This is a genomic window from Flavobacterium sp. N2820 (assembly GCF_025947285.1).
In the GTDB taxonomy this organism is placed as follows: Bacteria; Bacteroidota; Bacteroidia; order Flavobacteriales; family Flavobacteriaceae; genus Flavobacterium.
This window is the reverse complement of record NZ_CP110008.1, coordinates 1255001-1279194: the sequence shown is the minus strand read 5'-3', so window position 1 is coordinate 1279194 and position 24194 is coordinate 1255001. Positions and strand designations below refer to the sequence as shown.

Here is a 24194-nt window from a genome sequence, read left to right as displayed (position 1 = left end):
AATTAAAAAAAGAAAGCCTTTGAACGAAAGAGTAATTGAATTAACCGACATCGCTCCAAAAGAGTTTTGGGGCGCACAAGATGCTCATCTTGAAACGATTAAGAAGTATTATCCGAAATTAAAAATTGTAGCCAGAGGCACGACTTTAAAAGCTTTTGGCGAAGCAGAAATTTTAGATGAATTCGAAACTCGTTTTAAACGATTAATGCATCATTTTTCGCGATACAACAGTATTGATGACAATGTGATTCTAAGAGTTTTAGAAACCAGTCATCAACACGATGTTGAGCACATGCACGATAGGGATAAAATTTTAGTGCACGGAATAGGAGGCAAGCTCATTAAAGCCATGACCCCTAACCAACAAAAATTAGTAGATACCATTTATAAAAACGATATGGTGTTTGCTATCGGTCCAGCCGGAACAGGAAAAACCTATACGGGTGTGGCTATGGCGGTTAAAGCATTGAAAGAAAAACAGGTCAAACGAATTATTTTAACGCGTCCTGCCGTAGAAGCCGGTGAAAATTTAGGGTTTCTTCCGGGGGATATGAAGGAAAAACTAGACCCGTATATGCAACCTTTATATGATGCATTGCGCGATATGTTGCCCCCACAAACCTTAGAAGATTATATTTTAAAAGGAATTATTCAAATTGCTCCTTTGGCTTTTATGCGTGGTCGTACCTTAGATAATGCCTTTGTTATTTTGGATGAAGCACAAAACACGACACATTCACAAATGAAAATGTTTTTAACCCGTATGGGAAAAAATGCCAAATTCATGATTACAGGCGACCCAGGTCAGGTGGATTTACCCCGAAGAACGATTTCTGGTTTAAAAGAAGCCATTCTCATTTTAAAAGATGTAGAAGGCGTTGGAATTATTTATTTAGATGATAAAGACATCGTGCGTCATAGATTAGTGAAGAAAATTATTGATGCATATAAGAGTATTGAGAATAATGATTAACCCTTAGTTCGATGAAAGCTTTTCTAACCCGAAAAGCTTTTTTCTTTTAAATATGTAAAACTTTACTGAAATTATGTAATTCTATTTGCGGGTTGTTTGTGGAGATTTGCACTTTAATAATAAAAGAAAAAAATGAGAAAATTATTTTTATTGATCGGGTTAATGGGACTAAATGTTACTTTTGGTCAAGAAACAGAGGTTGAATTTACTACAGACAATTCATGGTTAAAAGCAGGTGTAACTGCAGGAATTCCCGTTGGTGACGCTAGCGATGCTTCATCATTTAATTTAGGTGTTGATTTGAGAGGACAATATTTAATTAATCCAAATTTCGGAATTGGTGTAACGTCTGGTTACAATCATTTCTTTGCAAAAGATCAAAACGAAGATTTTGGATTGGTTCCAGCTGCATTGTTTTTACGTTACTATTTTACACCAAACGGTTTATTTTTTGGTTCAGATATTGGTTACGGATTTTTAACAAATGTTGATAACAACGAAGGTGGATTATATGTGAACCCTCAAATTGGGTACCACAACAACGATTGGAACATATTCGCTTTTTATCAAAATACATTTGCTGAAAATGATATTGATATTCAAACTGTAGGAATTGGTGCGACTTATAATATTCGTTTTAAATAAACCTTACCGCCATATTAAAAGAGAGAAGTTCGAAAGGTCTTCTCTTTTTTTATGAAATTTTTTTTGAGGAAAACGAAATAGTTTCATGTGCTGTACACTAACTTAAACAACATCAATTCAACGATTAAGTTCTTTTTTTGGATTATGACTTGCAATTGTTGATCGATGGGCAAGTGCAGAAAATAGGGGGTTAAAAAAATAAAATCAGCATTTTTTCGTTTTAAAAGTAACCCCTTAAAATTTACTAGTATGAAAAAAATCGTTTTTGTTTTAGCCACATTATGTTTTGGTTTAAGTTATGGACAAGAAATTCCGGAAGTGGACATCACCACAAAGAATTCTTGGTTCAAGGCAGGATTAACTGCAGGTGTTCCTATGGGAGACAGCAAAGAAATTGCTTCTTTCAATGTTGGATTAGAGTTGAGAGCACAATATTTGTTCAACCCTCACTTTGGAATTGGGGTGGCCTCAGGGTATACTCATTTTTTTGGTAAAGATAATTTTGATGATTTTGGTGTTGTTCCGCTAGCTGGTTTTGCACGTTATTATTTTCAAACCGAAGGCGTTTTTGTGGGTGCCGATTTAGGTTATGGATACCTAACGAATGTTGATATTTCTGGTGGATTGTATTTGAATCCGCAAATTGGGTACCACAACAAAAAATGGAATATTTACGGCTATTACCAAAACACCTTTGCCGAAGATATTGCCATCCGTTCTTTAGGTGTAGGTGTTACTTATAACATTATGTTTAAATAGTGTAAAATTATTAGGGCGTATCTAAAAGTCTAGTCTTGTCAAGCTGAATTCGTTTCAGTTGCTGTAAATAATTGTTTCTAATTGTTTATAGATTCCGAACTAAATTCGGAACGACAAAATCGGGATTTTTAGTTGCGCTCTTTTTTTATGAAATAATTTTTGAAAGAAAATAAATAGTTTACTTTTGCACCACAAACAACAACACAACAGAATGAACACAATTACGACTACCCATTTCAATTTTCCAGGTCAAAAATCGGTTTACCGTGGAAAAGTTAGAGAAGTTTATACTATCAACGATGATTTATTAGTGATGGTGGCTACCGACCGTCTTTCGGCATTTGATGTGGTTTTACCAAAAGGGATTCCTTACAAAGGCCAAATTCTGAATCAAATTGCGACGAAGTTCATGGAATTAACGTCGGATATTGTTCCCAATTGGTTAGTGGCTACTCCAGATCCAAACGTAGCGGTAGGTCATTTATGTGAGCCGTTTAAAGTAGAAATGGTTATTCGTGGGTATTTATCAGGACATGCAGCACGTGAATATGCAGCAGGAAGAAGAATCCTTTGCGGTGTGGAAATGCCAGAAGGGTTAAAAGAAAACGATAAATTCCCAACCCCAATCATCACGCCAACTACAAAAGCGGATAACGGTTCGCACGACGAAGACATTTCGCGTGAAGCCATTTTAGCTAACGGAATAGTTAAGGAAGAAGATTACTTAGTATTAGAAAAATATACAAGAGCGTTATACCAAAGAGGTACTGAAATTGCAGCGTCTCGAGGGTTAATCTTAGTGGATACCAAATATGAATTTGGAAAAACAAAAGACGGACAAATCGTATTAATCGACGAAATCCACACACCCGATTCTTCGCGTTATTTTTATGCAGAAGGCTACCAAGAAAGACAGAATAACAATGAAGAGCAAAAGCAATTGTCAAAAGAGTTTGTACGTCGTTGGTTAATTGAAAATGGTTTCCAAGGCAAAGAAGGGCAACAAATTCCAAACATGACGGACGAATACATTGAAACGGTTTCAGAACGTTACATTGAGTTATTCGAAAACATCATTGGAGAGCAATTCGTAAAAGCCGATATTACCAATATCAACGAACGCATTGAGCAAAATGTTTTGGATTATTTACAAAACAGATAAGAAATAGAAAATCCCGAGTTAGCTCGGGATTTTTTTTGGGTTTATTCCGCACTTTATCACTGGTTTTCAACGGAATGAGTGTGCACTAGTCTTTTTTATGTTCTTTAAAAATTTGTTCCAATACTTCTTTTAGTTTGGTGTATTTATAAAGATTATTCTCTTTTAAGATGGAACCAAGCAATAGATTGTTTTTTTCTTTTTCGGTGGCGCCTTCTTTGATTAAACAAAAAAAGTGATTTAAAAGTGTTTCATAGTACTTGTCAATATAATAGCCTTTGTAGCTTTCCTTTCCAGTTTCTTTTATAATTATCATTTCAAAATCAGCGAAATAAAAGTCAGAATACTGATAGTAGGGTTGCCCGTTGAATTTTGGAAACTTGTTAATGTATTCTAGTGCTTTTTTTGTGTTAGCAGGTTTTGGAATGTTTATGTATCCCCAAATTGATGAACCACAAAGATTCATACATTGCAAGAAAAAAATACCTTTTTCAGTATCATCTTTTAAATTATAATCATTGAGTTTAAAATCGTTTTTAGAAAAATCAAAAGGATCATTTTTATTGCCTACTCCTGTAAATAGCATGTCGTAGTAATTGTTTACCAATTCATAAATGGCAATTTCTTTGTTTTGTAAACTATCAATGAGTTTATTATGGTCTATTTGATTTTCATTTCTGAAATTTTGATTGATTTCATGAATGATAAAAATTTGTTTTAGCGTAGAATCATCTGGTCTTGCAATATGGTGTTGACTCAGTAATTTATTATTGGTAGTTATGGTTTGAACGATAAAATCATTTGCCTTTTTTAAATTTTCAGGAACATTTGTTTTTAGTTCTTTTAAATTTTCTTTGCTGGGTTCATTAGTAAACATAAAATTTTTATAATTCTTCCCCAGTTTGATGAGTTCGTTATTATAATTAGCTTGTCCAAAGGATATTCCCGTGATTACAAAAGTTAAAAGTGTTATGATTGTTTTTTTCATGTTCTAAGTTATGATGGTAAGGTTGTAGTTCTGCGTAATTTCAAATGTGTTTTTTCTTAGACTATACCAAATCATTCTCTTTTGAGATTTGGGTAGTAAAAAGAACAGATTTATTGATTTTCTAGTATTACATATTCAAATATTTCAAATTTACTCTGTTCCGATTCTTTAATCATAATAATTTGTTCCACGGTATTTTTCGTTTCGTAAGTAACTTGAATTTTATACCTAACCGCTTTTTTGTCAGGGGAATATTCTGTTTCGATAATTTTTTTGGTTATAAATTTACCACAGAGCTTATTTTTTGAAGCCATTATTTCTTTAAACTTACTGTAAGGCGTTTTTTGATAGAATCTAAAGCTCATGCATTTATCCAATTCTTCAATTTTTTCTTGGTTATTGTAAAACTGGTTTAAAACCTCTTCAGCACTTAAAACATTTCCTTTGTCCTTTTTGACTATTGTTGTTGAAATAATTTTTCCATTGCTGTCTCTTGTTATTTCTTCAATAACTTCTTCTGTTTTATTTTGAGCACAAGCACTCAATGATATGATAAATACTAAGTATGTAATAATATGTTTGGTCATTGTTATTGATTTTATTTCGCTCCTAAAATACACTTTCTTTCGGGTGGTTTTTAATGTTGTAATCTGTAAGTGCGCTCTTATTTTAATTAGGTAAAGGATTTACTTGTAGAATGGAAAACAATGTGGTGCTCCACTATTTTGCATCAAAACTCACCATCCATTCAATGCCGTATTGGTCTCTAAACATTCCGAAATAGGAACCCCACGGACTTTCACTCATTGGATATTCGATCGTTCCGCCAACGGTTAGTCCTTTGAAAAGGTGGTCTGCTTCTTCACGGCTTTCTGCGGTGATTACGATTTTTGAGCGGTTTTCATTTTCATCGACATGTCCGAGGATTTCAGGGACATCGTTTCCCATTAATACGCTGTTGCCAATGGGTAAAGCGATGTGCATGATTTTCTTGGCTTCCTTTTCTGCGACAGGGTATTCAGGGCTTTCCAAATCTTTGAAGCGGATAATTTGCGTAAATGCGCCACCAAATACACTTTGGTAAAAATGAAATGCTTCTTCTGCATTGCCGTTGAAGTTGATGTGCGGATTGATTTGTGCCATTGTGTTTTAAAAATTTATAAACGATAGTATTTGTGCGCGTGCAGAAAAATAACTTCGTGTGGTTTTAGTAGTATAAAAATAGTAATTCTTTTTTATACGATTGCATTTTATTTTTAGGAAGTTAAAAAAGGATTTCCCCATTTGTTTAGGGTACCACAACCCAACCGTTACTATGGAGTATCTATGAAGTATCCATGAAGTATCTATGCAGTAACTAGGGAGTAGCGGTTTATTGTTCGTAAGGCTGTTTTGCTTGTTGATGGGTAAAAAGAGCGGGATTTTCTTTTTATTTTAGTATGGCACACGAAGGGATTCGCGTGGGAGCGGGGGAAACGTAAACGTGAATTTACTACAAAATTCGCAATCTTGCAAAACGCCTGTTAGTGGCTGTTTTATTTTCAATTATTCTTTTTCATACTCCAAATTATCAGGCGTTTTAAGTATTATCTGGACAACATCTATATTCAAATTGTATGCTTTTAAACTTTCTATATAATTTGAATTTTGAACTGTAACTTTTAGTATGTATTCTTTGTCAATTTTATATGTTTCTAATTTATCTTCCACAAGTTCACCTTCTATAATAAAGAGAATTTTAGAGTTTTTAGACTGAGTAAACTCAAGCTTAATTTCTTCTAAAGAAAGAAATTTGTAGTTTTTAGATTTTGTAGAAACAAAAAGTTGTCCAATATAAGTTTCACCTTTTATTGTGATATCATCGGTTTTGAATTTAACCTCTTGTATGTTACTCGGATCAATGTATTTGAAAGTATTGTTGTGAATGAATTGTTCATCCAAGAAAATTGCGGCTTTTCCAGTTTGTTCTTGCGCAAATGAGAAGCTGGAAATAATCAAAAGAAAGTACTTTAAAAATGAATTCATTTGTGTTTGATTAGGGTGTTTACAAAATTGCCACTAACGTTTTGCTGCTTTAAGAAGTTGGAGATTTATAAGCCCAAAACTATCGATTAAACATCGATATTAAAAGTACAAAACAAACTTTAAATTAAGCCCAAAAACCCCAATTTCTTAAAACCGTTGTTAGCAAACGTACTTTACTTGATATTATTTTCTTCAAGTAATTCATCTAAAGCCTTTCCACCCCAATTTTCATGCATACTGTTATTGCGTTTTCTAACTTCCAAAATTTCATTATTTATGTTTTCATCTTTAAATTCAATTAGTGTTTTAATAATATTTAAATAAACATGTGGATTACTTTCTTTTTCTATTCTATTGAAGAGTGATTTGATAAATATTTTTTGTTTATTAACTTTTGATGTAAATAATGGTAAAGCATTAACATTTTCGTTTTCTATTTTCTGATTAATAATATAAGTATAGAATTCTTTATCATTAGCTTTTATTACGTTAAGTAAGTAGTCATAATAACCTTCTGAATTCTCAATGTTATTTAAATTAGGTGTAAAGTAAGAATTTTGAATTTGATAATCATCAATAAATTCTCTTTTTGTTAATTCATAAGCCTTTGAAGGGTTTTGATTTAGCAAGTATTTATAAAATTTAAGTCCAATAGTTTTATACTTTTCCTCTTCCCAAATTTTCCAAAGTAATTCATCATAAATTGGGTCATTGAATTCTGAAATTGCTTGAAAAACAAAACCAATATGGTATTTTTTTATATTATGATGTTGAACTTCTGTAAATGGAATTTTTAATAACTCAAGTGCTTTTATATTTTTATAACTTGCAATTGTACGATAAAGTTCTCTCCATTCATTACTAAAATGAGTTTTGTCTAAAGTTTTTTTTAAGTTTTCTTCTAATAATGGTAAAAATTCTATTTTTGGAAATTCACTAATTGCTCTATATGTATAGATATAACCATCGTCTTCGTCTTCAGTTATATCTTTAAATTTTTTTATCGTTTCAATATCTTGATTTTTCTTATATTTTGCTAAAGTTATTAAAGCACTTGGATTATTTTCATTTACAACAAGTTCTTTTACTTTTGGATATAACATTTCAGTTGGTTCAGCACGCAAAATTGCATAAAATCGTGAAGAAAGTTTGTTAGGTTTGTAAATTAATAAACTATCTAGTTCTTTGAACTCGCTTTTATTTAGTGTTTCGGTTTCTAAATCATTTTCGTCACTTGAAATTAGTTGAATATAAAAATCTCCAACCATTTCTTGACCACCAATACAACCAAATTGTGTATTTACTAATTCATCATCAGTTAAATGTTCTTTAATAAATGAAAATAAATTAATATCTTTTCTTTTTGTCAATGCCCAAAATGAATAACACCTAACAACTCCATTTGGATGATTTGTTAACTCAATTAATTCTTTTTTTGTTGCAATCTTTTCAAGTTCTTCAAAATTATCCCATTGTTTAGGACGAATACCCGAACCATAAACAGCAGAATCCATTAATTCATTTATTTTAGCAATTTTCTTTACAACCTTTTTAGTTTTATTAGATACTGAATTTTTATCAAACAAAGACTGTCCACTCGAAATTATTGTTAAAAATAGAAATATGATGTTAAGTATGATTTTCATTAGTATGTTTGCTAACGTTATGAGGCTTGATTTTAGTGGATTTGAACCGACACCAAGCATTACAAATATAGCAAAACATTTTATTGAACTGCTGTTTTTTCCTTAGGAAAATCCGGAAGTAGCCATTGAAGCAAATTGCTGTTAGCAGAAGTATTTTATTTCATACGATTCATTTCATTTGCGCCATGAATTGCTTCAATTGCTTCAAAAACTTCATCTTGATTTTGTTTTTTAGACCAGCCTTTTGAGGATAGTTCTTTTCTAACTTCATCTTCAGTTTTGTCTTTTACGAAATTATAAAATGCAAAATCCACAACTTCAATTGGAACTCTTTCTAATTGGTAAGATGTTATTCCAGTTATCAATTTTACAACACCAACAAAATAAGTAATAACAATTTGTAAACACCAACTAATAATTAAACCAATCCAACCTGTATTTAGTTTTTTTATTGTTAATCCTTGTTCAAATCGCAGTTTAATAAATTCAAAAAATCCAATACGGTCGTAGTTGTTTTCTCTTAATATTATTTCATATTGGAAATATTGATTCAAAACATATATAAGAATTATCATTCCAATTAATAAATACTTTAGTTTTAAAAATTCTGTAAAGTTTGAAAACTTTATAAGATATTTTAAAGAAAAACCTATTGCGATTGCAACTAATAATTCAAATAAACCAATTATGTAAATACCACTTACAGAAACTTTTGCTAAAATAATTGCTAAAATAATTGACACGATAAATCCGCCAATTAATGGAATTACAAAATTTGGTTTTTTTATTTCATTTGGTTTTGGCAAAACTTCAGGAATAACATAGTCATCCCAATTATTTTTTCTTTCTGCTTCAAGTTCTAATTTTTCAAGTGATTCTTTATCAAAACTTTTTTCAGTTTCTTTAAAAGCGTGAATAAACAATTTCACTCTTTTTGAGTTTCTACCATTATCCCACATTTCATTTCCTAAAGATTCACTTTTGACAACAGTTTTTCCGTGTTTATGTGATATTGTAATAGATTCTGTCCATTTATCAAAACCAAAATTAGTTTCTTTTCTTTTAGCTTCAATATTATTATCGTCTTTATAAACTATATCCCAATTTAATTTTTCAATTGCCTTTTCAGCAATAGGAATGAAAGTTTTTTCGCTTAAATTAGTTCTAAATTCTTCTTCAAATTTTGGAGTCCAACCAAAGCTATGTTTTTTTTCAATTGTTTTTTCGTAAGTTTTTAAACTTTCTTCCATGTAAGATTTTTATTTTTTTGGGATAATATTTCTGCTAACGTTATGAGGCTTGATTTTAGTGGCGTTGCAACAGCACCAAGCCATTACAAATATAACAAAACATTCCATTCAGTAGTGGATTTTCCTACGGAAAATCCGGAAGTATTCGTTGAAGCAAACCACTGTTGTGCATTCGGTTTTTATCCAATTAGTTGAGGATTAAATGTTAAAATTATTCCCCAAATTGAAATATTAATTCCAAATACAGTCATTAACAAACCAATTATAAATTTTGTACATGATGATGTTTCTTTCACTATTAAACCTATTTTTTCAATTGGTAATTTCTTTTGAAATAATCTTTTAGATACTAACATAGATTCTTTTACTTCTAAGTCTTCAATATTTTTAATAAAGATTTTATGTATTCCAAGATTTTCAATTTCAAAACTATAGAATTCGGTTGCTAATCTTCCTTTGTAATGAAATTTGAATTTCAGCAGTTTTTCAATCGTATTTAATTTCGTCTCGTTATGGGTAATTTGAGTTTCAAAGTTTCCCAAATTATTTGCATAACCTCCACCAACTATACAAATTGAATAAGTACCAATTTTTTGAAAATTTATTTCATTTTCAGTTAGTTTTAATTCGCTAATAATTTCGTTTCTGTAATTTTTTATCAGTGTTTTGATACCAAAAACAAACATAACTAATCCAATTATTCCGATTAGAAGAAATATTATTTGCATTTATTTTAAGAATTTAATTTTAGAGTTTATTTATCTTCCGTTTTTGTCGATCAAAACTGATGCACAACGTTCTTCGGCTTGCTCTCATTGGCGTTGAACCAACACCAAGTCTTTACAAATATAACAAAACATTCTATTGAGCAGCAGTTTTCCATGGAAATCTGGAAGTTGGTAATGAAGTAAACCACTGTTGTGCGTTCGGTTTTTTACTTTTCTTTAAAGGTTTTTAAGCATTGAATCATTTTAGACATATTCATTTTTAAATTCTTGGTTCTCGAAGCAGAAGCGTTTATATAATAAAAACTTTTATCAGATTTGCTTTCAGTTAGTAGTGATATTATTTCAACTTCACCATAATTACCAGAATTTGATTTGTAATGTAAAAAATAGGTTTCATTTTCAAAAAAAGATGATTTTCCAGATTCAATTAATTTATAACCTAAATTCTGCTTTAGCTTTGCTAAAATAATTTCATATTCAGCTTTTAAATTTTTCGAATTAGTTAAACCTTTAGTTTTTTGTATTGAAATTACATCCATATAGTTTTTTTCATCTTGTTTTGACCAAGCATTAATCCCTAAAATAATTTCATCCGTCTTGTCAAAATTTTCAACGTTCCATTCCCAATTTTTTGGTATGAATAATTCAAAAGTGTTGTTTGGGTAGTTAACTTTTTGTTTGGCAAATTTCACAGGATATTTTTCATATTGTCTCAAGGAAAAATCTTCGCTTGAACAAGATAAAAAAATGAAAAGTAAAAATAAATATGTTGTTGATTTCATTAAAGTTATTTTTTCTGCGTTCCACAAAACTGACGCACAACGTTCTGGTGCTTGCCTAGGTTACGACCTTCGAAACTGATTATTTTCTATCAAAGATAAAATTTCTTGCGAGAAACTACTGTTAGCAGTAGTACTTATTTTATTTAGAATATTCTTCTATTTTTCTATTTAAAATTTTTAAAAAGAAAACCAAGCAACCAATAATCAAAAGAAAAATCCCTGAAGTCAAAATATTTAATTTCAAATCTGATATATATTTTCCTGGGCAAACAAAAGGATTTAAATACCTCCAAAATAAATTTAATACTCCAATTTTATTTAAAGCTAAACTTATAAATAGAACAATAAAGCTATTAAGTACCGACCATTTTTTTTTGATTGAGATAAAAATTGAAATTAGGAATGCCATAAATATTCCTATAACACTTGAAATTCCAGTTGAAAAAGTAAAATTCCACATATCCATTGTAGTTATTTTATATTTTTCTGAATTTTTTATCACGGTGTCAATTCCATTTTTGTTAATGATTTCCAGAATTCTTAAGTTATAAAATCTTGATAATACGGTTGCAGAAAATGCAAAAAAGGATGTTGCTATAAAATGAATAAGAATTTGTAAAGAATTAATTTTTCTCATATTTTTTCTTTTTTACGAGTGCTTAGAGTATGTTCCACGGCTTGCTTTCAGAGGCGTTGAAGCAGCACTAAACCATTTCAAATATAATAAAACATTTTATTGAGTGAGGGTTTTTCATGGAAATCTGGAAGTAGTATTTGAAACAAAGCGCTGTTATGCGACGTTTTATTTCTTCTTTAACTTAATTTCTATTACGCCATTCTTTCCTTTTTCTCCATATTTTTCAACAGCACTTTTATCTTTCAACACCGTTATTGTTTCCACGCTTTCAGGTTTTAAACCTCTTATGAATTCTTCTGATACTTCTTTTTCATCTACAATATAAAGAGGTTTAAGCTTTTCATTTTGACTTTTCTGTTCGAAATATGAGTAACAATCTGAAATTACATCTATACCTTGAATAAGTTGTTCTGAATAATATTTTTGGTCAACTGGATATCTAGGATTTTTATTCTTGTCAATTTTTACATAAAAGTTGAGTTTATCATCTTTTTTTATTCCCCAATAATCTGAGCAACCTCGAGATGTCCATGAGTCTAAAGAATCATACTTTTTTAATATATCTGAAGCCTTTAAAGTTTTTACATCAATATAATTTCCGTCGGGTAAATATCCTTTGAACTCTCTAGTTAAGTGAATTTTTGCGATTATACTGTTTTGCGAATCGTATTTTTGGAAAATTACACCAGGATATAACTTACTTACATATCCAATTCTGTTCTCAAATCTACCATCTTGAACAAAGCCGTCTGTGCATAAATCCATTTCTTCAAGGTTTACTTGTTTTAAGTCAGTATCTTGAGCTTTCAAGTCTTCAATTGTTAGTTCACAAAATTTAATTTTTGAAAGGTCAACATTATTGTTTTGACTTAAACCTTTAATTGTCAATAGGAGTAGAAGTAGAATAGAAAGTTTTTTCATAAGTAGTGTTCAAAAAATATTGTATAACGTTTTGAGGCTTGTTTTCAGGTGGCAATTTCCGCACCAAGCCATCACAAATATAACAAAACATTTTATTGATTTAGGGTTTTTCATTGAAATACGGAAGTAGCCATTGAAGTAAACCGCAGTTACCAGCTGTTTACTTTTTTACATCGAGAATTAATTTCCCAGGAATTTTAATAATTTTTCCATTATATGGAATTTTCAATAAAAATTCAGGACTATTATCATCAATAGACTTTGGGATAAATTCATAGTCAAACCTTGTACCATCATCTTCACCAACTTTGATTTCCTTACCATTCTCAATCCTAAAAATTTCATATTTTGGCAGTTTTCTATTAAATGTTTGAAGTAACATTACAATATTATTTTTCTCACCAACTTTTAAAGTTTGTTTGTCAGAAATACCAAGTAAGATTTGTGAAAATAAAAATTCCTCTTCTATTTTCGACAATGAATCTTCGAGTTTTTTATTTTGCTCTTCAAGAATTGAAATTTTAGTTATTAAACTTTCAAGTTCTATTGGCTTTTCTTGTGATTTATTACAACTTAATGTTATAATGCAAATCGTTATTATTAGGATTTTTTTCATAAATTGCTGATAACGTTATGAGGCTAGCTTTTAGTGGCGTTGCACCAAGACCAAGCCATTACAAATATAACAAAACATTCCATTCAGCAGCGGGTTTTTCGTAGGAAAAACTGGAAGTACTATTTGAAGCAAAGCGCTGTTAGCAGAAGGTTTTATTACTCAAATTGTAATTGAAAATACTCTGATGATTTACACCAATCAATTATATTTCCATTTTTATCAAATTCGAAAGTATATTTTTTTCCTTGACTCGCAACAAATTCATGAATAATAACAAAAATTCTATCATTAAATTCGCACGCTCTTGACACTTCGACAAAAACTCCGCTATTAGATGACTTGTTAATTTTTTTTACTATTCGGAATTGTTTTTTGTCAATTGTTTTTAAGTCTAATCGATAACCGTCAAAATATTTTGAGTTTTGATAATTGCTAATGTTTTTTTCATTATGAATTTTATTTTTAAGACAATCTGCATCTAAGTAATAAATGGAATTTAATTCTTTATTAATTTTAATTCTTTTCTTTATTGGAGATTTTGCAAGAATCTCTGTTCTGTAAAAATCGAAAGCAATTTGTTCCAAAAATGGTCCATTGGATTGCGCTACGCAATAAAATGTAGACGCTAAAAAGATAATAAATGTTTGTATTTTTTTATTAATCATATTCTTCATAAACTTACTGCTAACGTTCCGGTGCTTGCCTAGGTTACGAACTTCGGAACTTATTGTTTTCTGTTAAAGATAAAATTTCTTGCGAAATGTAAACGTGTATTTACTACAAAATTCGCAATCTTGCCAAACGCCTGTTAGCTGTAGCCTTTTTTTAAAATAATATTTTCCCTTTTAGAAGTGATTCTGCAAGTTCTTCATTTCCAAGTTGATTTTTCATTGTTAATATGTAAGAATAAGGACTATTTCTTTTAGTTTTTTGATAATCTATACCTTTTAATGCTAGTTTTCCTGCAGCAACAGCAACAAGTCCAGCTCCAGCTACTGCCCAGCCAAGTCCAGAAGCAAATGATGGAACTGATAAAGCCATTATTGCAAAACTTGTGTCAATTTTTAACGATTTAAAAACACCTTCGATATCTTTAGTTGCTCTTTCAATATGTTGTTTTCTGAAATGTAACGCATCTTTTAGCGATTGCTCATCTTCTATTTTGTACAAATCCTTAACTAAATCGTTTATATTTAAATAAAATTGTTGTCTTTCATCTCGATATTTATTCCTAAATTCAATTATTTTTTTAGTTGATATATTTTCAATATTTTTTGGTACGACTGATTGAATTACCATCGTTGCCAAAGTTTCACTTATATCACTTATATTCCTGTCTTTTTGTGCCTCTCTTACTATTGTTTGAAAATTTAAATCATCAGAAACTATTGGTAATGATTTATGAGTTGCAATACAATTTGCAAGTCTTGACATATACATAGCACCTGTTACTGCATCAAATTCAATAAAATTTTCAAATTCTAAAGAAAACTCTTTTATTGGAATTTCGAGTTTTGGAAGTTCTCTTAATAATTCTTGTCCCATTTTCTGGGTATGAACAAAATAAGTATCGTTTGGAGTTACAATATGAGAAATTTTCTTGTAAATTTCTTCTCTTTTTTCTTTGTTACATAATTCGGCTTTAGCGTAAACAAGAAAGTCGTGAGCAATTTCATCCGCATAACCTCTTGGGTTAATATTTCTTACAAATTGTGTTTCTGAACTTATCGAAGAATCATTTAATCTTTGAATAAAATCAATTTCTTCTACTAGGTCATCTGATGGAACTATTCTGTCAATTCCATCATAATATAATGCTACATATTTCAACCAATTATAATCACGAAAATTGATATGAGGATAGTATAAAGCGCGTCCAAATGGTATTGTCATTTTTCGTTTTTTTTAAGGTTACAGCTAACGGTTCTCTGCTTCACGTCTGTTGCTGCTGCGAAGACTGACCAAAACAAAACTACGACTTTTCTTAGAAATATAGAATTGTAGCCACCAGATTATTTTCCACGAAGACAAAATAGCAAGCGCAAGCCCAGCAATAGCGTGAAACCGATGTTAGCAGCTGGGCGATTTAAAAATCCCAAATTCCTTTTTTTAAAAAATGTGGACGACCTTGCTCAATTTGTTCTTGACTTAATTTGTTCAGACCAAAATATTCGTTTGGATTTATAATTGAACGCATATATTTGTTCATAGTGAAAGTTGTTTTTCCTCCACTTACTATGAAATTGTTTGGACCTAATGATGAAGTTATGAAAATTACTTCTTTACTAATTAATCCAGTTATAACAGGATGATCATATGGAAATTCCAAAGCATGGCGATTTTGTATAAAGAATTCTCTAACAACGGAGATTTCGTGAGCGTCTAGATTTTGTAGAGTTTCTCTATATTCTTTCTTGAATTTGTTAGTTAATGAAAATTTCCGAATCTCTGTCAAGATGAATTTTATAACGTTAGTTACAAGTAATCCGCAACTTAACAACCAAATTATGTATGCGTAGAAACCAACAGTTGTTTTTGGATCAGCTTTTATTAATACATATTCTCCGCCGTAAAAAAGAAAAGCTCCAACAACTGCAATTACTAAGAAAAAAACTGAAGGTAGTTTTTTAATTTCGAAAATATCTTTGATACTCATTTGTTTCAATTTAAGTTTTTTTTTCGCCTTGCTGCTAACGTTCTGCGGCTTGATTTCAGTAGCGTTGAACCAACACCAAGCCATTACAAATATAATAAAACATTCCATTCAGCAGCGGATTTTCCGTAGGGAAATCCGGAAGTAGCCATTGAAGTAAACCGCTGTTGTAGGCTGTTTTATTTTTTAATTTTATATAATGATATGAAAATAAAAATAAAATATATTATAAACATATAATCATATTTTATTTTTACTTTTTGTATTTCAAAACTTAGATCATACTTTTTGTTTATCAATATTGGAATTAAACAAAGTATTAATGCAATAGATACAAAAATTGTCATTAAATATTCTCCTTTATTTTTATAGTTTTCAGCTTTTGAATAATTTAAATAATCAACATTATTTTTTTTAATTGAAAAAATACGTTTATCATATTCTACTATTTCAACAGTATCCACAGCTTCTATGTATAATTTAAATTCTTTAGAGTTCAAAAATTCATATTCAATACCACTAATTTCATATTTTGCAGAATCACCTATGAAGTTTAACTCCACCCAATAATCAGTTTTTTTTGGGTAACGCTTAATTTTAAATTCTGGTTTTTCAGACAGAACTTCTTTTTTTATATTATAGTTGTACTTATACTCATCAAAACGATATAATTTAACAACCCCAAACCAAAGTAAGCATATGAATAAGCCATACCAATAATTTCCATTATTTCTTTTCAATACAATATTGTTTAAATTTTTTAAATGCAAATTTGTCTTTTCAGTCGTTCAAAAATTGCCTACAACGTTTCGCAGCTTGCAGAAGTGGCGGATTAAGGAAGCCTAAACTTTCGGTTAAACACTGACTTTGCAAGTACAAAACCAACTTTAAATTAAGTCCAAAACCCGCCATTTTTGCAAACTGCTGTTAGCGGATGTTTTTATTTTTTAAAATATATTTCTTTCAAAAATTCAATTTTTTCGGTTCTGCTTTTCGGCTTCTTTTTATTATTATCAGATAAACTAATTCCAATTAATTTGTCATTTCTTATTCCGCTAAAAATGAAACTTTCAATATTTTTATCTACAATTTTTAATCTCCAAATTATATATTTTTCTTGTTCGTTTGTTTCAATTTTTTCAATTTCTACATTTTGGTCGTCTTTTCCCCAAAATTCTGTTTCCCACAGATAAAATTTATTTAAAAATTCAAATTCGGATAAGTCTTTGTTGTAAAATTCAAAATTTTCTGGCTTCCTGACATTTATTAATAATTGGAGCTTTAACTTTTCATTTGCAAAACCCCACTGTGCAGAATTTTCAATTTTTCCAATATGTTTCCATTTTCCTGGTAATTCGAACAATTCGTTATTTATTAGAAATGGTGATTTTGATTGTCCAAAAGATAAATTTGAAATGATAAATATCGCAAAGATTATTTTTAAAATTTTTAATTTCATAACGTTATATTCAATGTTTCAATTTTGATTATTTTTTGTGTTTTCTTGTGCGTAATTTTCGTCCCAAAATATCCGCTAACTAGTAAATATCATCAATAACTTACTAGTTTCTTAATTCATTGCAATATAACAAAATTCCCACAAATAAATTGCTGTAGCTTTTCTGTACATTTTTAAAAAGTTTTAAAAAGCACAAAAAAAAGTCCTCAAATGCATGAGGACTTTTAATTTTTAGATTAAAAAACTATTCTCGATACATTTTTTGTTCCGTTTTACTTCACAAAAAACACTCGAACTGACGTTTTTTTATCTAAAATACTATTCTCGATACATTTTTTGTTCCGTTTTACTTCACAAAAAACACTCGAACGGACGTTTTTTATTTAAAATAACTAAATGTTTCGTTGTTCTCGATTTTCAATAGCGTTTCGTAAATCAATTTAATTACATTCTCTACGTCGTCACGGTGAACCATTTCTACAGTCGTGTGCATATAACGCAACGGCAACGAAATCAAAGCCGAGGCAACTCCGCCATTGCTGTAGGCAAATGCATCGGTATCGGTTCCGGTTACTCTAGAAGTCGCATGGCGTTGAAACGGAATTTTGTTGGCTACCGCTGTGTCAACAATCATTTCACGTAATACATTTTGTGTTGCTGGAGCATACGCAATCACTGGTCCGCGTCCCATTTTTAAATCACCTTCAATTTTTTTCTCAATCATTGGAGTAGTGGTGTCGTGGCAAACATCGGTTACAATAGCAACGTTGGGTTTGATGCGTTGCGTAATCATTTCGGCACCACGCAAACCAATTTCCTCTTGTACCGAGTTCACAACGTACAAGCCAAACGGTAATTTCTTTTTGTTTTCCTTTAATAAACGTGCAACTTCGGCTATCATAAAACCACCCATGCGGTTATCAATCGCTCTACACACAAATTTATCGTTGTTCAACACTTCAAAATTATCGGGATAGGTAATCACACACCCTACATGAATGCCTAATGCTTCAATTTCAGCTTTCGTTGAGCAACCACAGTCAATAAAAATGTTCTCAATTTTTGCTGCTTCTTCGGCTTTTCCGTTTCTACCTCTGGTATGAATGGCTGGCCAACCAAAAACGCCACGAACAATTCCGTTCTTCGTATGAATGTTCACACGTTTTGAAGGCGCAATCATGTGGTCACTTCCGCCATTGCGAATCACATAAATCAATCCGTCATCGGTAATATAATTCACATACCACGAAATTTCATCGGCATGCCCTTCAATCACTACTTTATAAGGCGCATCGGGATTAATCACACCCACGGCACTTCCATAGGTATCTGTAATAAACGTATCTACATACGGTTTTAAATAATCCATCCAAATTTTTTGCCCTTCAGCTTCATGTCCTGTTGGAGAGGCATTGTTCAAATAATTTTCCAAAAAAGCCATCGACGACTCCTTTAATATTGATTTTGTTGCCATAAATTTTAAATTTTTTGCTAAAATAGAAATAAGTCTAATTAGTTTCATATAAATTCAATAATTTTGGTTTACTTTTTGATAGTACATTTTTCAAACAAGTAAGCAAACTATGTGTAAAATAAAAATCGCCGGCTTTTTAATCCTATTCTTTAGTCTTAGTTCTTTTTCACAAACCGAAAAAGATACCTTAACCATGACTGCCCAAGATTCGTCCATTATCTATTCTATGGAATTGCGCGAAATTGTTGTTTCACCCGATGGTGTTTCTTCGGTCAATGATGAAGACCGCAAAGCGAAACTAATTTTAAAGAGAAGAATATTTAGAGTGTATCCTTATGCCAAACTTACTGCAGATAAGTTAACGCAAATGGATGAAACCATGGCGAAGTTAAAAACAACACGCGAAAAAAAGAAATATTTTAAATTGGTAGAAAAATACTTAGAAGAAGAATTTGAACCCAAACTAAAAAAACTGTCTCGCAAAGACGGTCAAATTCTAGTCAAATTAATCAATCGACAAACGGGGGTTTCTACTTATGACTTAATTAAAGAGTACAAAAGCGGATGGAAAGCCTTTTGGGCGAACTCAACAGCAAGATTATTCAGCATCAATCTAAAAACAGAATACCGACCATATGAAGTCAAAGAAGATTATCATATAGAGAGTATTCTAAATGCAGCATTTGATTTACGACAACTCACCAAGCAAGAAGCCGCAAAGCCTATTGATTTTGATAAGTTGCATATCTATTGGTTAAACAAAGCGAAGGCAGCGCCAAAAGAAGAAGAGTAATAGGTTTTTTAGCAGCAGCCGTTTAGTATTTCATAAAAACTATTGGTCCCGCTGTCCGTTATATCCACGCTAAGGCGTGGGATGCCACTCCCATCGGGGCTATTCAAGATGTTTTGCATTCCAAATAACTATTCCACCGGCTCGCAAAGCGAGCACTAATTCCTCACATAGCGAGTTGTCATTCCGCAGAATAGGAATCTCCTGCGCAGCAGGCTGTAGCTTAACGGAGTTAAGCCTAAACCTCTTCGAACCACTTTTATGAACTTTACCTATACTATATATAAGTAATAAAACACTTCTATACCTCATATGTTTAATGCCCCTTTGCTACTTCTTGGCAACCACTAAAAAAACTTTCGATTATTAAATCCTTGTTATCAGAGAGTTAAGAAAAATCTTCAAAAAAAGGAAAAAAAAAGAGTGTAAAAGCCTTGTGAGAACAAAAAAGATTTCTACTTTTGCACCCGCATTAAGGAAGAAGTTCATACACAAACTGAGGATTAAACAAGTCAAAAAAAACTTTTAAAAAAGTTGAAAAAAGATTTGGATAATAAAAAGTAAAGGTAGTATCTTTGCCGACCCGAAACGAAAGAATTGGGGAGTACAAGTTCTTAAAAATAGTGGGTAAGTGGTCAGGAAAAAATAATCAAAAAATTTTTTCAAAAAAGCTTGCCAGATTAAAAAAGAGTTGTACTTTTGCACCCGCTTTGAAACACAAGCGAAGTTAAAAAGAGAATGACACGTTCATAGACATATTGAATTGACAGCACAAATTTGTAGCAATACAGGTTTGAAAAAAAAGAGAGAGTAAGATTTTTCGATTATTATTGAAAAGACTAGCGACTTGAATCGAAACATAAGTTAGAGTTTACTCTAACAAACAATATACGATGAAGAGTTTGATCCTGGCTCAGGATGAACGCTAGCGGCAGGCCTAACACATGCAAGTCGAGGGGTAGAGTTCTTCGGAACTTGAGACCGGCGCACGGGTGCGTAACGCGTATGCAATCTACCTTATACAGGGGAATAGCCCAGAGAAATTTGGATTAATGCCCCATAGTGTTATAGAATCGCATGGTTTTATAACTAAAGTTCCAACGGTATAAGATGAGCATGCGTCCCATTAGTTAGTTGGTAAGGTAACGGCTTACCAAGACAATGATGGGTAGGGGTCCTGAGAGGGAGATCCCCCACACTGGTACTGAGACACGGACCAGACTCCTACGGGAGGCAGCAGTGAGGAATATTGGTCAATGGGCGCAAGCCTGAACCAGCCATGCCGCGTGCAGGAAGACGGTCCTATGGATTGTAAACTGCTTTTATACAGGAAGAAACCTCCCTACGTGTAGGGACTTGACGGTACTGTAGGAATAAGGATCGGCTAACTCCGTGCCAGCAGCCGCGGTAATACGGAGGATCCAAGCGTTATCCGGAATCATTGGGTTTAAAGGGTCCGTAGGCGGCCTTATAAGTCAGTGGTGAAATCTCCTAGCTCAACTAGGAAACTGCCATTGATACTGTAGGGCTTGAATTTTTGTGAAGTAACTAGAATATGTAGTGTAGCGGTGAAATGCTTAGATATTACATGGAATACCAATTGCGAAGGCAGGTTACTAACAAACGATTGACGCTGATGGACGAAAGCGTGGGGAGCGAACAGGATTAGATACCCTGGTAGTCCACGCCGTAAACGATGGATACTAGCTGTTCGGAGCAATCTGAGTGGCTAAGCGAAAGTGATAAGTATCCCACCTGGGGAGTACGCACGCAAGTGTGAAACTCAAAGGAATTGACGGGGGCCCGCACAAGCGGTGGAGCATGTGGTTTAATTCGATGATACGCGAGGAACCTTACCAAGGCTTAAATGTAGATTGACAGGACTGGAAACAGTTTTTTCTTCGGACAATTTACAAGGTGCTGCATGGTTGTCGTCAGCTCGTGCCGTGAGGTGTCAGGTTAAGTCCTATAACGAGCGCAACCCCTGTTGTTAGTTGCCAGCGAGTCATGTCGGGAACTCTAACAAGACTGCCAGTGTAAACTGTGAGGAAGGTGGGGATGACGTCAAATCATCACGGCCCTTACGCCTTGGGCCACACACGTGCTACAATGGACGGTACAGAGAGCAGCCACTGGGTGACCAGGAGCGAATCTACAAAACCGTTCTCAGTTCGGATCGGAGTCTGCAACTCGACTCCGTGAAGCTGGAATCGCTAGTAATCGGATATCAGCCATGATCCGGTGAATACGTTCCCGGGCCTTGTACACACCGCCCGTCAAGCCATGGAAGCTGGGGGTGCCTGAAGTCGGTGACCGCAAGGAGCTGCCTAGGGTAAAACTGGTAACTAGGGCTAAGTCGTAACAAGGTAGCCGTACCGGAAGGTGCGGCTGGAACACCTCCTTTCTAGAGAAGAGACGAGGCGCTAACTTAACGATACGCAAAATATTACTCTCGCTGTTAATTCAAATAATACAAATAAGTAAAAACAGAGTCTCGTAGCTCAGCTGGTTAGAGTACTACACTGATAATGTAGGGGTCCCCAGTTCGAGTCTGGGCGGGACTACTACTTTTAATTACGAATTAAGAATTACGAATTAAAAAGTAGTAAAGTTTTATTTATTAGAGGAAATTTTAGAAGTTGAGAGATTAGGAATTATAAAATTCGTAATTCATAATTCATAATTTTTAATTAAAAATTGGGGGATTAGCTCAGCTGGCTAGAGCGCCTGCCTTGCACGCAGGAGGTCATCGGTTCGACTCCGATATTCTCCACAATCCGCTAAGCGGAAAAAGTTCATTGACATATTGAGATAAAAATATTTAAAAAGTAGAAAGTACAGTAGATATGCGATTTATCGCGTATTTATTAAAAAAAGTCCTAGTTTTATTATATAGAATTAGGCGGCACATAAGCAAAATAAGGGCGTATGGGGGATGCCTAGGCTCTCAGAGGCGATGAAAGGCGTGATAAGCTGCGAAAAGCTGCGGGGATTGGCACACACGAATTGATCCGTAGATACCTGAATGGGGCAACCCGGCATGTTGAAGACATGTCACTCCGATAGGAGAGCAAACCCGCTGAACTGAAACATCTAAGTAGGCGGAGGAGAAGAAAACAAAAGTGATTCCGTAAGTAGTGGCGAGCGAACGCGGATTAGCCCAAACCAATGTTGTTACGGCAATGTTGGGGTTGTAGGACCACGACATTCTATGCGGATTGAACCGGAATTACCTGGAAAGGTAAACCAAAGAGGGTGATAGTCCTGTATGGGTAAGAGAAGATATAGATAGTGGTATCCTGAGTAGCGCGGGGCACGTGAAACCCTGTGTGAATTTGGCGGGACCATCCGCTAAGGCTAAATACTCCTGAGAGACCGATAGTGAACCAGTACCGTGAGGGAAAGGTGAAAAGAACCGTGAATAACGGAGTGAAATAGATCCTGAAACCATACGCTTACAAGCGGTCGGAGCCCTTTCGTGGGGTGACGGCGTGCCTTTTGCATAATGAGCCTACGAGTTACCGTTGCTGGCAAGGATAAGTACTTATGGTATGGATCCGTAGCGAAAGCGAGTCTGAATAGGGCGCTTTAGTCAGTAATGGTAGACGCGAAACCGTGTGATCTACCCATGGGCAGGATGAAGCTGTGGTAACACATAGTGGAGGTCCGAACCGGTTGACGTTGAAAAGTCTTCGGATGACCTGTGGGTAGGGGTGAAAGGCCAATCAAACTCGGAAATAGCTCGTACTCCCCGAAATGCATTTAGGTGCAGCGCTGGGTATAAGTTATATAGAGGTAGAGCTACTGATTGGATGCGGGGGCTTCACCGCCTACCAATTCCTGACAAACTCCGAATGCTATATAATGTTTACCAGCAGTGAGGGCATGGGTGCTAAGGTCCATGTCCGAGAGGGAAAGAACCCAGACCATCAGCTAAGGTCCCCAAATATATGCTAAGTTGAAATAACGAGGTTTGTCTGCCCAGACAGCTAGGATGTTGGCTTGGAAGCAGCCATTCATTTAAAGAGTGCGTAACAGCTCACTAGTCGAGCGGACGAGCATGGATAATAATCGGGCATAAGCATATTACCGAAGCTATGGATTTACGTTTTACGTAAGTGGTAGGGGAGCATTCTAAACTGGGTCGAAGGTGTGATGTGAGTCATGCTGGACTGTTTAGAAAAGAAAATGTAGGCATAAGTAACGATAATGCGGGCGAGAAACCCGCACACCGAAAAACTAAGGTTTCCGCAGCTATGCTAATCAGCTGCGGGTTAGTCGGGTCCTAAGGCGAACCCGAAAGGGACAGTCGATGGCCAACGGGTTAATATTCCCGTACTACTTATAATTGTGATGGAGAGACGCAGTGGTGAAAGTACCGCGAACTGACGGAATAGTTCGTTAAAGCACTTAGCTATAGGCCCGGTAGGCAAATCCGCTGGGACTGGTGAAATGCGATAGTACACGGAGTCTTCGGACAAAGTGATAGTGTACCTAAAGGCTGCCAAGAAAATCTTCTAAACTTAGATTATAAGTACCCGTACCGTAAACCGACACAGGTAGTTGAGGAGAGAATCCTAAGGTGCTCGAGAGATTCATGGCTAAGGAATTAGGCAAAATAGACCTGTAACTTCGGGAGAAAGGTCGCCACGCTCAGGCGTGGCCGCAGTGAAAAGATCCAGGCGACTG

22 protein-coding genes, 2 tRNA genes and 2 rRNA genes (1 of these 26 cut by a window edge) are annotated in these 24194 nt (G+C 33.5%); 9 read left to right on the top strand and 17 right to left on the bottom strand.

Going from position 1 to position 24194, the window contains the following annotated elements:
- Positions 1–19 precede the first annotated feature (19 nt).
- The 4 genes from OLM52_RS06140 to OLM52_RS06125 all read left to right on the top strand — a co-directional run bounded on the left by OLM52_RS06140 (position 20) and on the right by OLM52_RS06125 (position 3539).
- The gene (locus tag OLM52_RS06140) at positions 20–973 is read left to right on the top strand and encodes a PhoH family protein (protein ID WP_264550252.1); all 954 of its coding nucleotides are present in this window, start codon (positions 20–22) and stop codon (positions 971–973) included.
- Between the two features lie 132 nt (positions 974–1105).
- Positions 1106–1618, top strand: coding sequence for a hypothetical protein (locus OLM52_RS06135; RefSeq protein WP_264550251.1), 513 nt, complete (start codon positions 1106–1108; stop codon positions 1616–1618).
- A 249-nt stretch (positions 1619–1867) separates the two neighbouring features.
- Complete coding sequence (locus OLM52_RS06130) at positions 1868–2377, top strand: hypothetical protein (RefSeq protein ID WP_264550250.1); 510 nt, start codon at positions 1868–1870, stop codon at positions 2375–2377.
- Between the two features lie 211 nt (positions 2378–2588).
- Positions 2589–3539 (top strand): phosphoribosylaminoimidazolesuccinocarboxamide synthase, encoded by a 951-nt coding sequence (locus OLM52_RS06125; RefSeq protein ID WP_264550249.1) that lies wholly within the window; start codon positions 2589–2591, stop codon positions 3537–3539.
- A gap of 85 nt (positions 3540–3624) precedes the next feature.
- Here OLM52_RS06125 and OLM52_RS06120 read toward each other — a convergent pair whose 3' ends face one another.
- From OLM52_RS06120 to OLM52_RS06040, 17 genes are all read right to left on the bottom strand, one after another.
- The gene (locus tag OLM52_RS06120) at positions 3625–4524 is read right to left on the bottom strand and encodes a hypothetical protein (protein ID WP_264550248.1); all 900 of its coding nucleotides are present in this window, start codon (positions 4522–4524) and stop codon (positions 3625–3627) included.
- Positions 4525–4634: 110 nt separating this feature from the next.
- Positions 4635–5111, bottom strand: coding sequence for a hypothetical protein (locus OLM52_RS06115; RefSeq protein ID WP_264550247.1), 477 nt, complete (start codon positions 5109–5111; stop codon positions 4635–4637).
- Between the two features lie 133 nt (positions 5112–5244).
- Positions 5245–5667, bottom strand: coding sequence for a VOC family protein (locus tag OLM52_RS06110; RefSeq protein WP_264550246.1), 423 nt, complete (start codon positions 5665–5667; stop codon positions 5245–5247).
- A 402-nt stretch (positions 5668–6069) separates the two neighbouring features.
- Positions 6070–6549: a hypothetical protein gene (locus tag OLM52_RS06105; protein ID WP_264550245.1), complete on the bottom strand. Its 480-nt coding sequence runs from the start codon at positions 6547–6549 to the stop codon at positions 6070–6072.
- Between the two features lie 173 nt (positions 6550–6722).
- Entirely contained in the window at positions 6723–8195 is a 1473-nt protein-coding gene (locus OLM52_RS06100) for a hypothetical protein (RefSeq protein ID WP_264550244.1), read from the bottom strand.
- Positions 8196–8350: 155 nt separating this feature from the next.
- On the bottom strand, positions 8351–9445 hold the full coding sequence (locus OLM52_RS06095; protein ID WP_264550243.1) for a hypothetical protein: 1095 nt from the start codon (positions 9443–9445) through the stop codon (positions 8351–8353).
- A 179-nt stretch (positions 9446–9624) separates the two neighbouring features.
- A complete protein-coding gene (locus OLM52_RS06090; protein WP_264550242.1) occupies positions 9625–10173 on the bottom strand; it encodes a hypothetical protein in 549 nt (182 codons plus the stop codon).
- Positions 10174–10379: 206 nt separating this feature from the next.
- The gene (locus OLM52_RS06085; RefSeq protein WP_264550241.1) at positions 10380–10955 is read right to left on the bottom strand and encodes a hypothetical protein; all 576 of its coding nucleotides are present in this window, start codon (positions 10953–10955) and stop codon (positions 10380–10382) included.
- 139 nt (positions 10956–11094) lie between these two features.
- Positions 11095–11592, bottom strand: coding sequence for a hypothetical protein (locus tag OLM52_RS06080; RefSeq protein WP_264550240.1), 498 nt, complete (start codon positions 11590–11592; stop codon positions 11095–11097).
- A gap of 165 nt (positions 11593–11757) precedes the next feature.
- Positions 11758–12513 carry a hypothetical protein gene (locus OLM52_RS06075; RefSeq protein WP_264550239.1) on the bottom strand — a complete coding sequence of 252 codons (756 nt, stop codon included), beginning with the start codon at positions 12511–12513 and terminating at the stop codon, positions 11758–11760.
- A gap of 160 nt (positions 12514–12673) precedes the next feature.
- Positions 12674–13129, bottom strand: a complete 456-nt coding sequence (locus tag OLM52_RS06070) for a hypothetical protein (protein WP_264550238.1) — start codon at positions 13127–13129, stop codon at positions 12674–12676.
- Positions 13130–13284: 155 nt separating this feature from the next.
- Positions 13285–13803 (bottom strand): hypothetical protein, encoded by a 519-nt coding sequence (locus tag OLM52_RS06065; protein ID WP_264550237.1) that lies wholly within the window; start codon positions 13801–13803, stop codon positions 13285–13287.
- A gap of 151 nt (positions 13804–13954) precedes the next feature.
- Positions 13955–15022, bottom strand: a complete 1068-nt coding sequence (locus tag OLM52_RS06060) for a DUF6236 family protein (RefSeq protein ID WP_264550236.1) — start codon at positions 15020–15022, stop codon at positions 13955–13957.
- Positions 15023–15215: 193 nt separating this feature from the next.
- Entirely contained in the window at positions 15216–15785 is a 570-nt protein-coding gene (locus OLM52_RS06055; protein ID WP_264550235.1) for a superinfection exclusion B family protein, read from the bottom strand.
- Between the two features lie 176 nt (positions 15786–15961).
- On the bottom strand, positions 15962–16522 hold the full coding sequence (locus OLM52_RS06050; protein ID WP_264550234.1) for a hypothetical protein: 561 nt from the start codon (positions 16520–16522) through the stop codon (positions 15962–15964).
- Between the two features lie 200 nt (positions 16523–16722).
- Positions 16723–17241 carry a hypothetical protein gene (locus OLM52_RS06045; RefSeq protein ID WP_264550233.1) on the bottom strand — a complete coding sequence of 173 codons (519 nt, stop codon included), beginning with the start codon at positions 17239–17241 and terminating at the stop codon, positions 16723–16725.
- 379 nt (positions 17242–17620) lie between these two features.
- Positions 17621–18715, bottom strand: a complete 1095-nt coding sequence (locus OLM52_RS06040) for a M42 family metallopeptidase (RefSeq protein WP_264550232.1) — start codon at positions 18713–18715, stop codon at positions 17621–17623.
- Between the two features lie 109 nt (positions 18716–18824).
- On the opposite strand from OLM52_RS06040, the gene OLM52_RS06035 reads away from it, so the two are divergent.
- The 5 genes from OLM52_RS06035 to OLM52_RS06015 form a co-directional block, all read left to right on the top strand.
- Positions 18825–19508, top strand: a complete 684-nt coding sequence (locus tag OLM52_RS06035; RefSeq protein WP_264550231.1) for a DUF4294 domain-containing protein — start codon at positions 18825–18827, stop codon at positions 19506–19508.
- 887 nt (positions 19509–20395) lie between these two features.
- Positions 20396–21909: ribosomal RNA gene (locus OLM52_RS06030) — 16S ribosomal RNA — on the top strand.
- Between the two features lie 86 nt (positions 21910–21995).
- Positions 21996–22069 (top strand) — tRNA-Ile (locus OLM52_RS06025).
- A gap of 135 nt (positions 22070–22204) precedes the next feature.
- Positions 22205–22278 (top strand) — tRNA-Ala (locus OLM52_RS06020).
- 134 nt (positions 22279–22412) lie between these two features.
- Positions 22413–24194, top strand: a 23S ribosomal RNA gene (locus tag OLM52_RS06015); it runs 1100 nt beyond the window's last position.
- Together the 16S and 23S rRNA genes with 2 tRNA genes alongside form the textbook arrangement of a ribosomal RNA operon.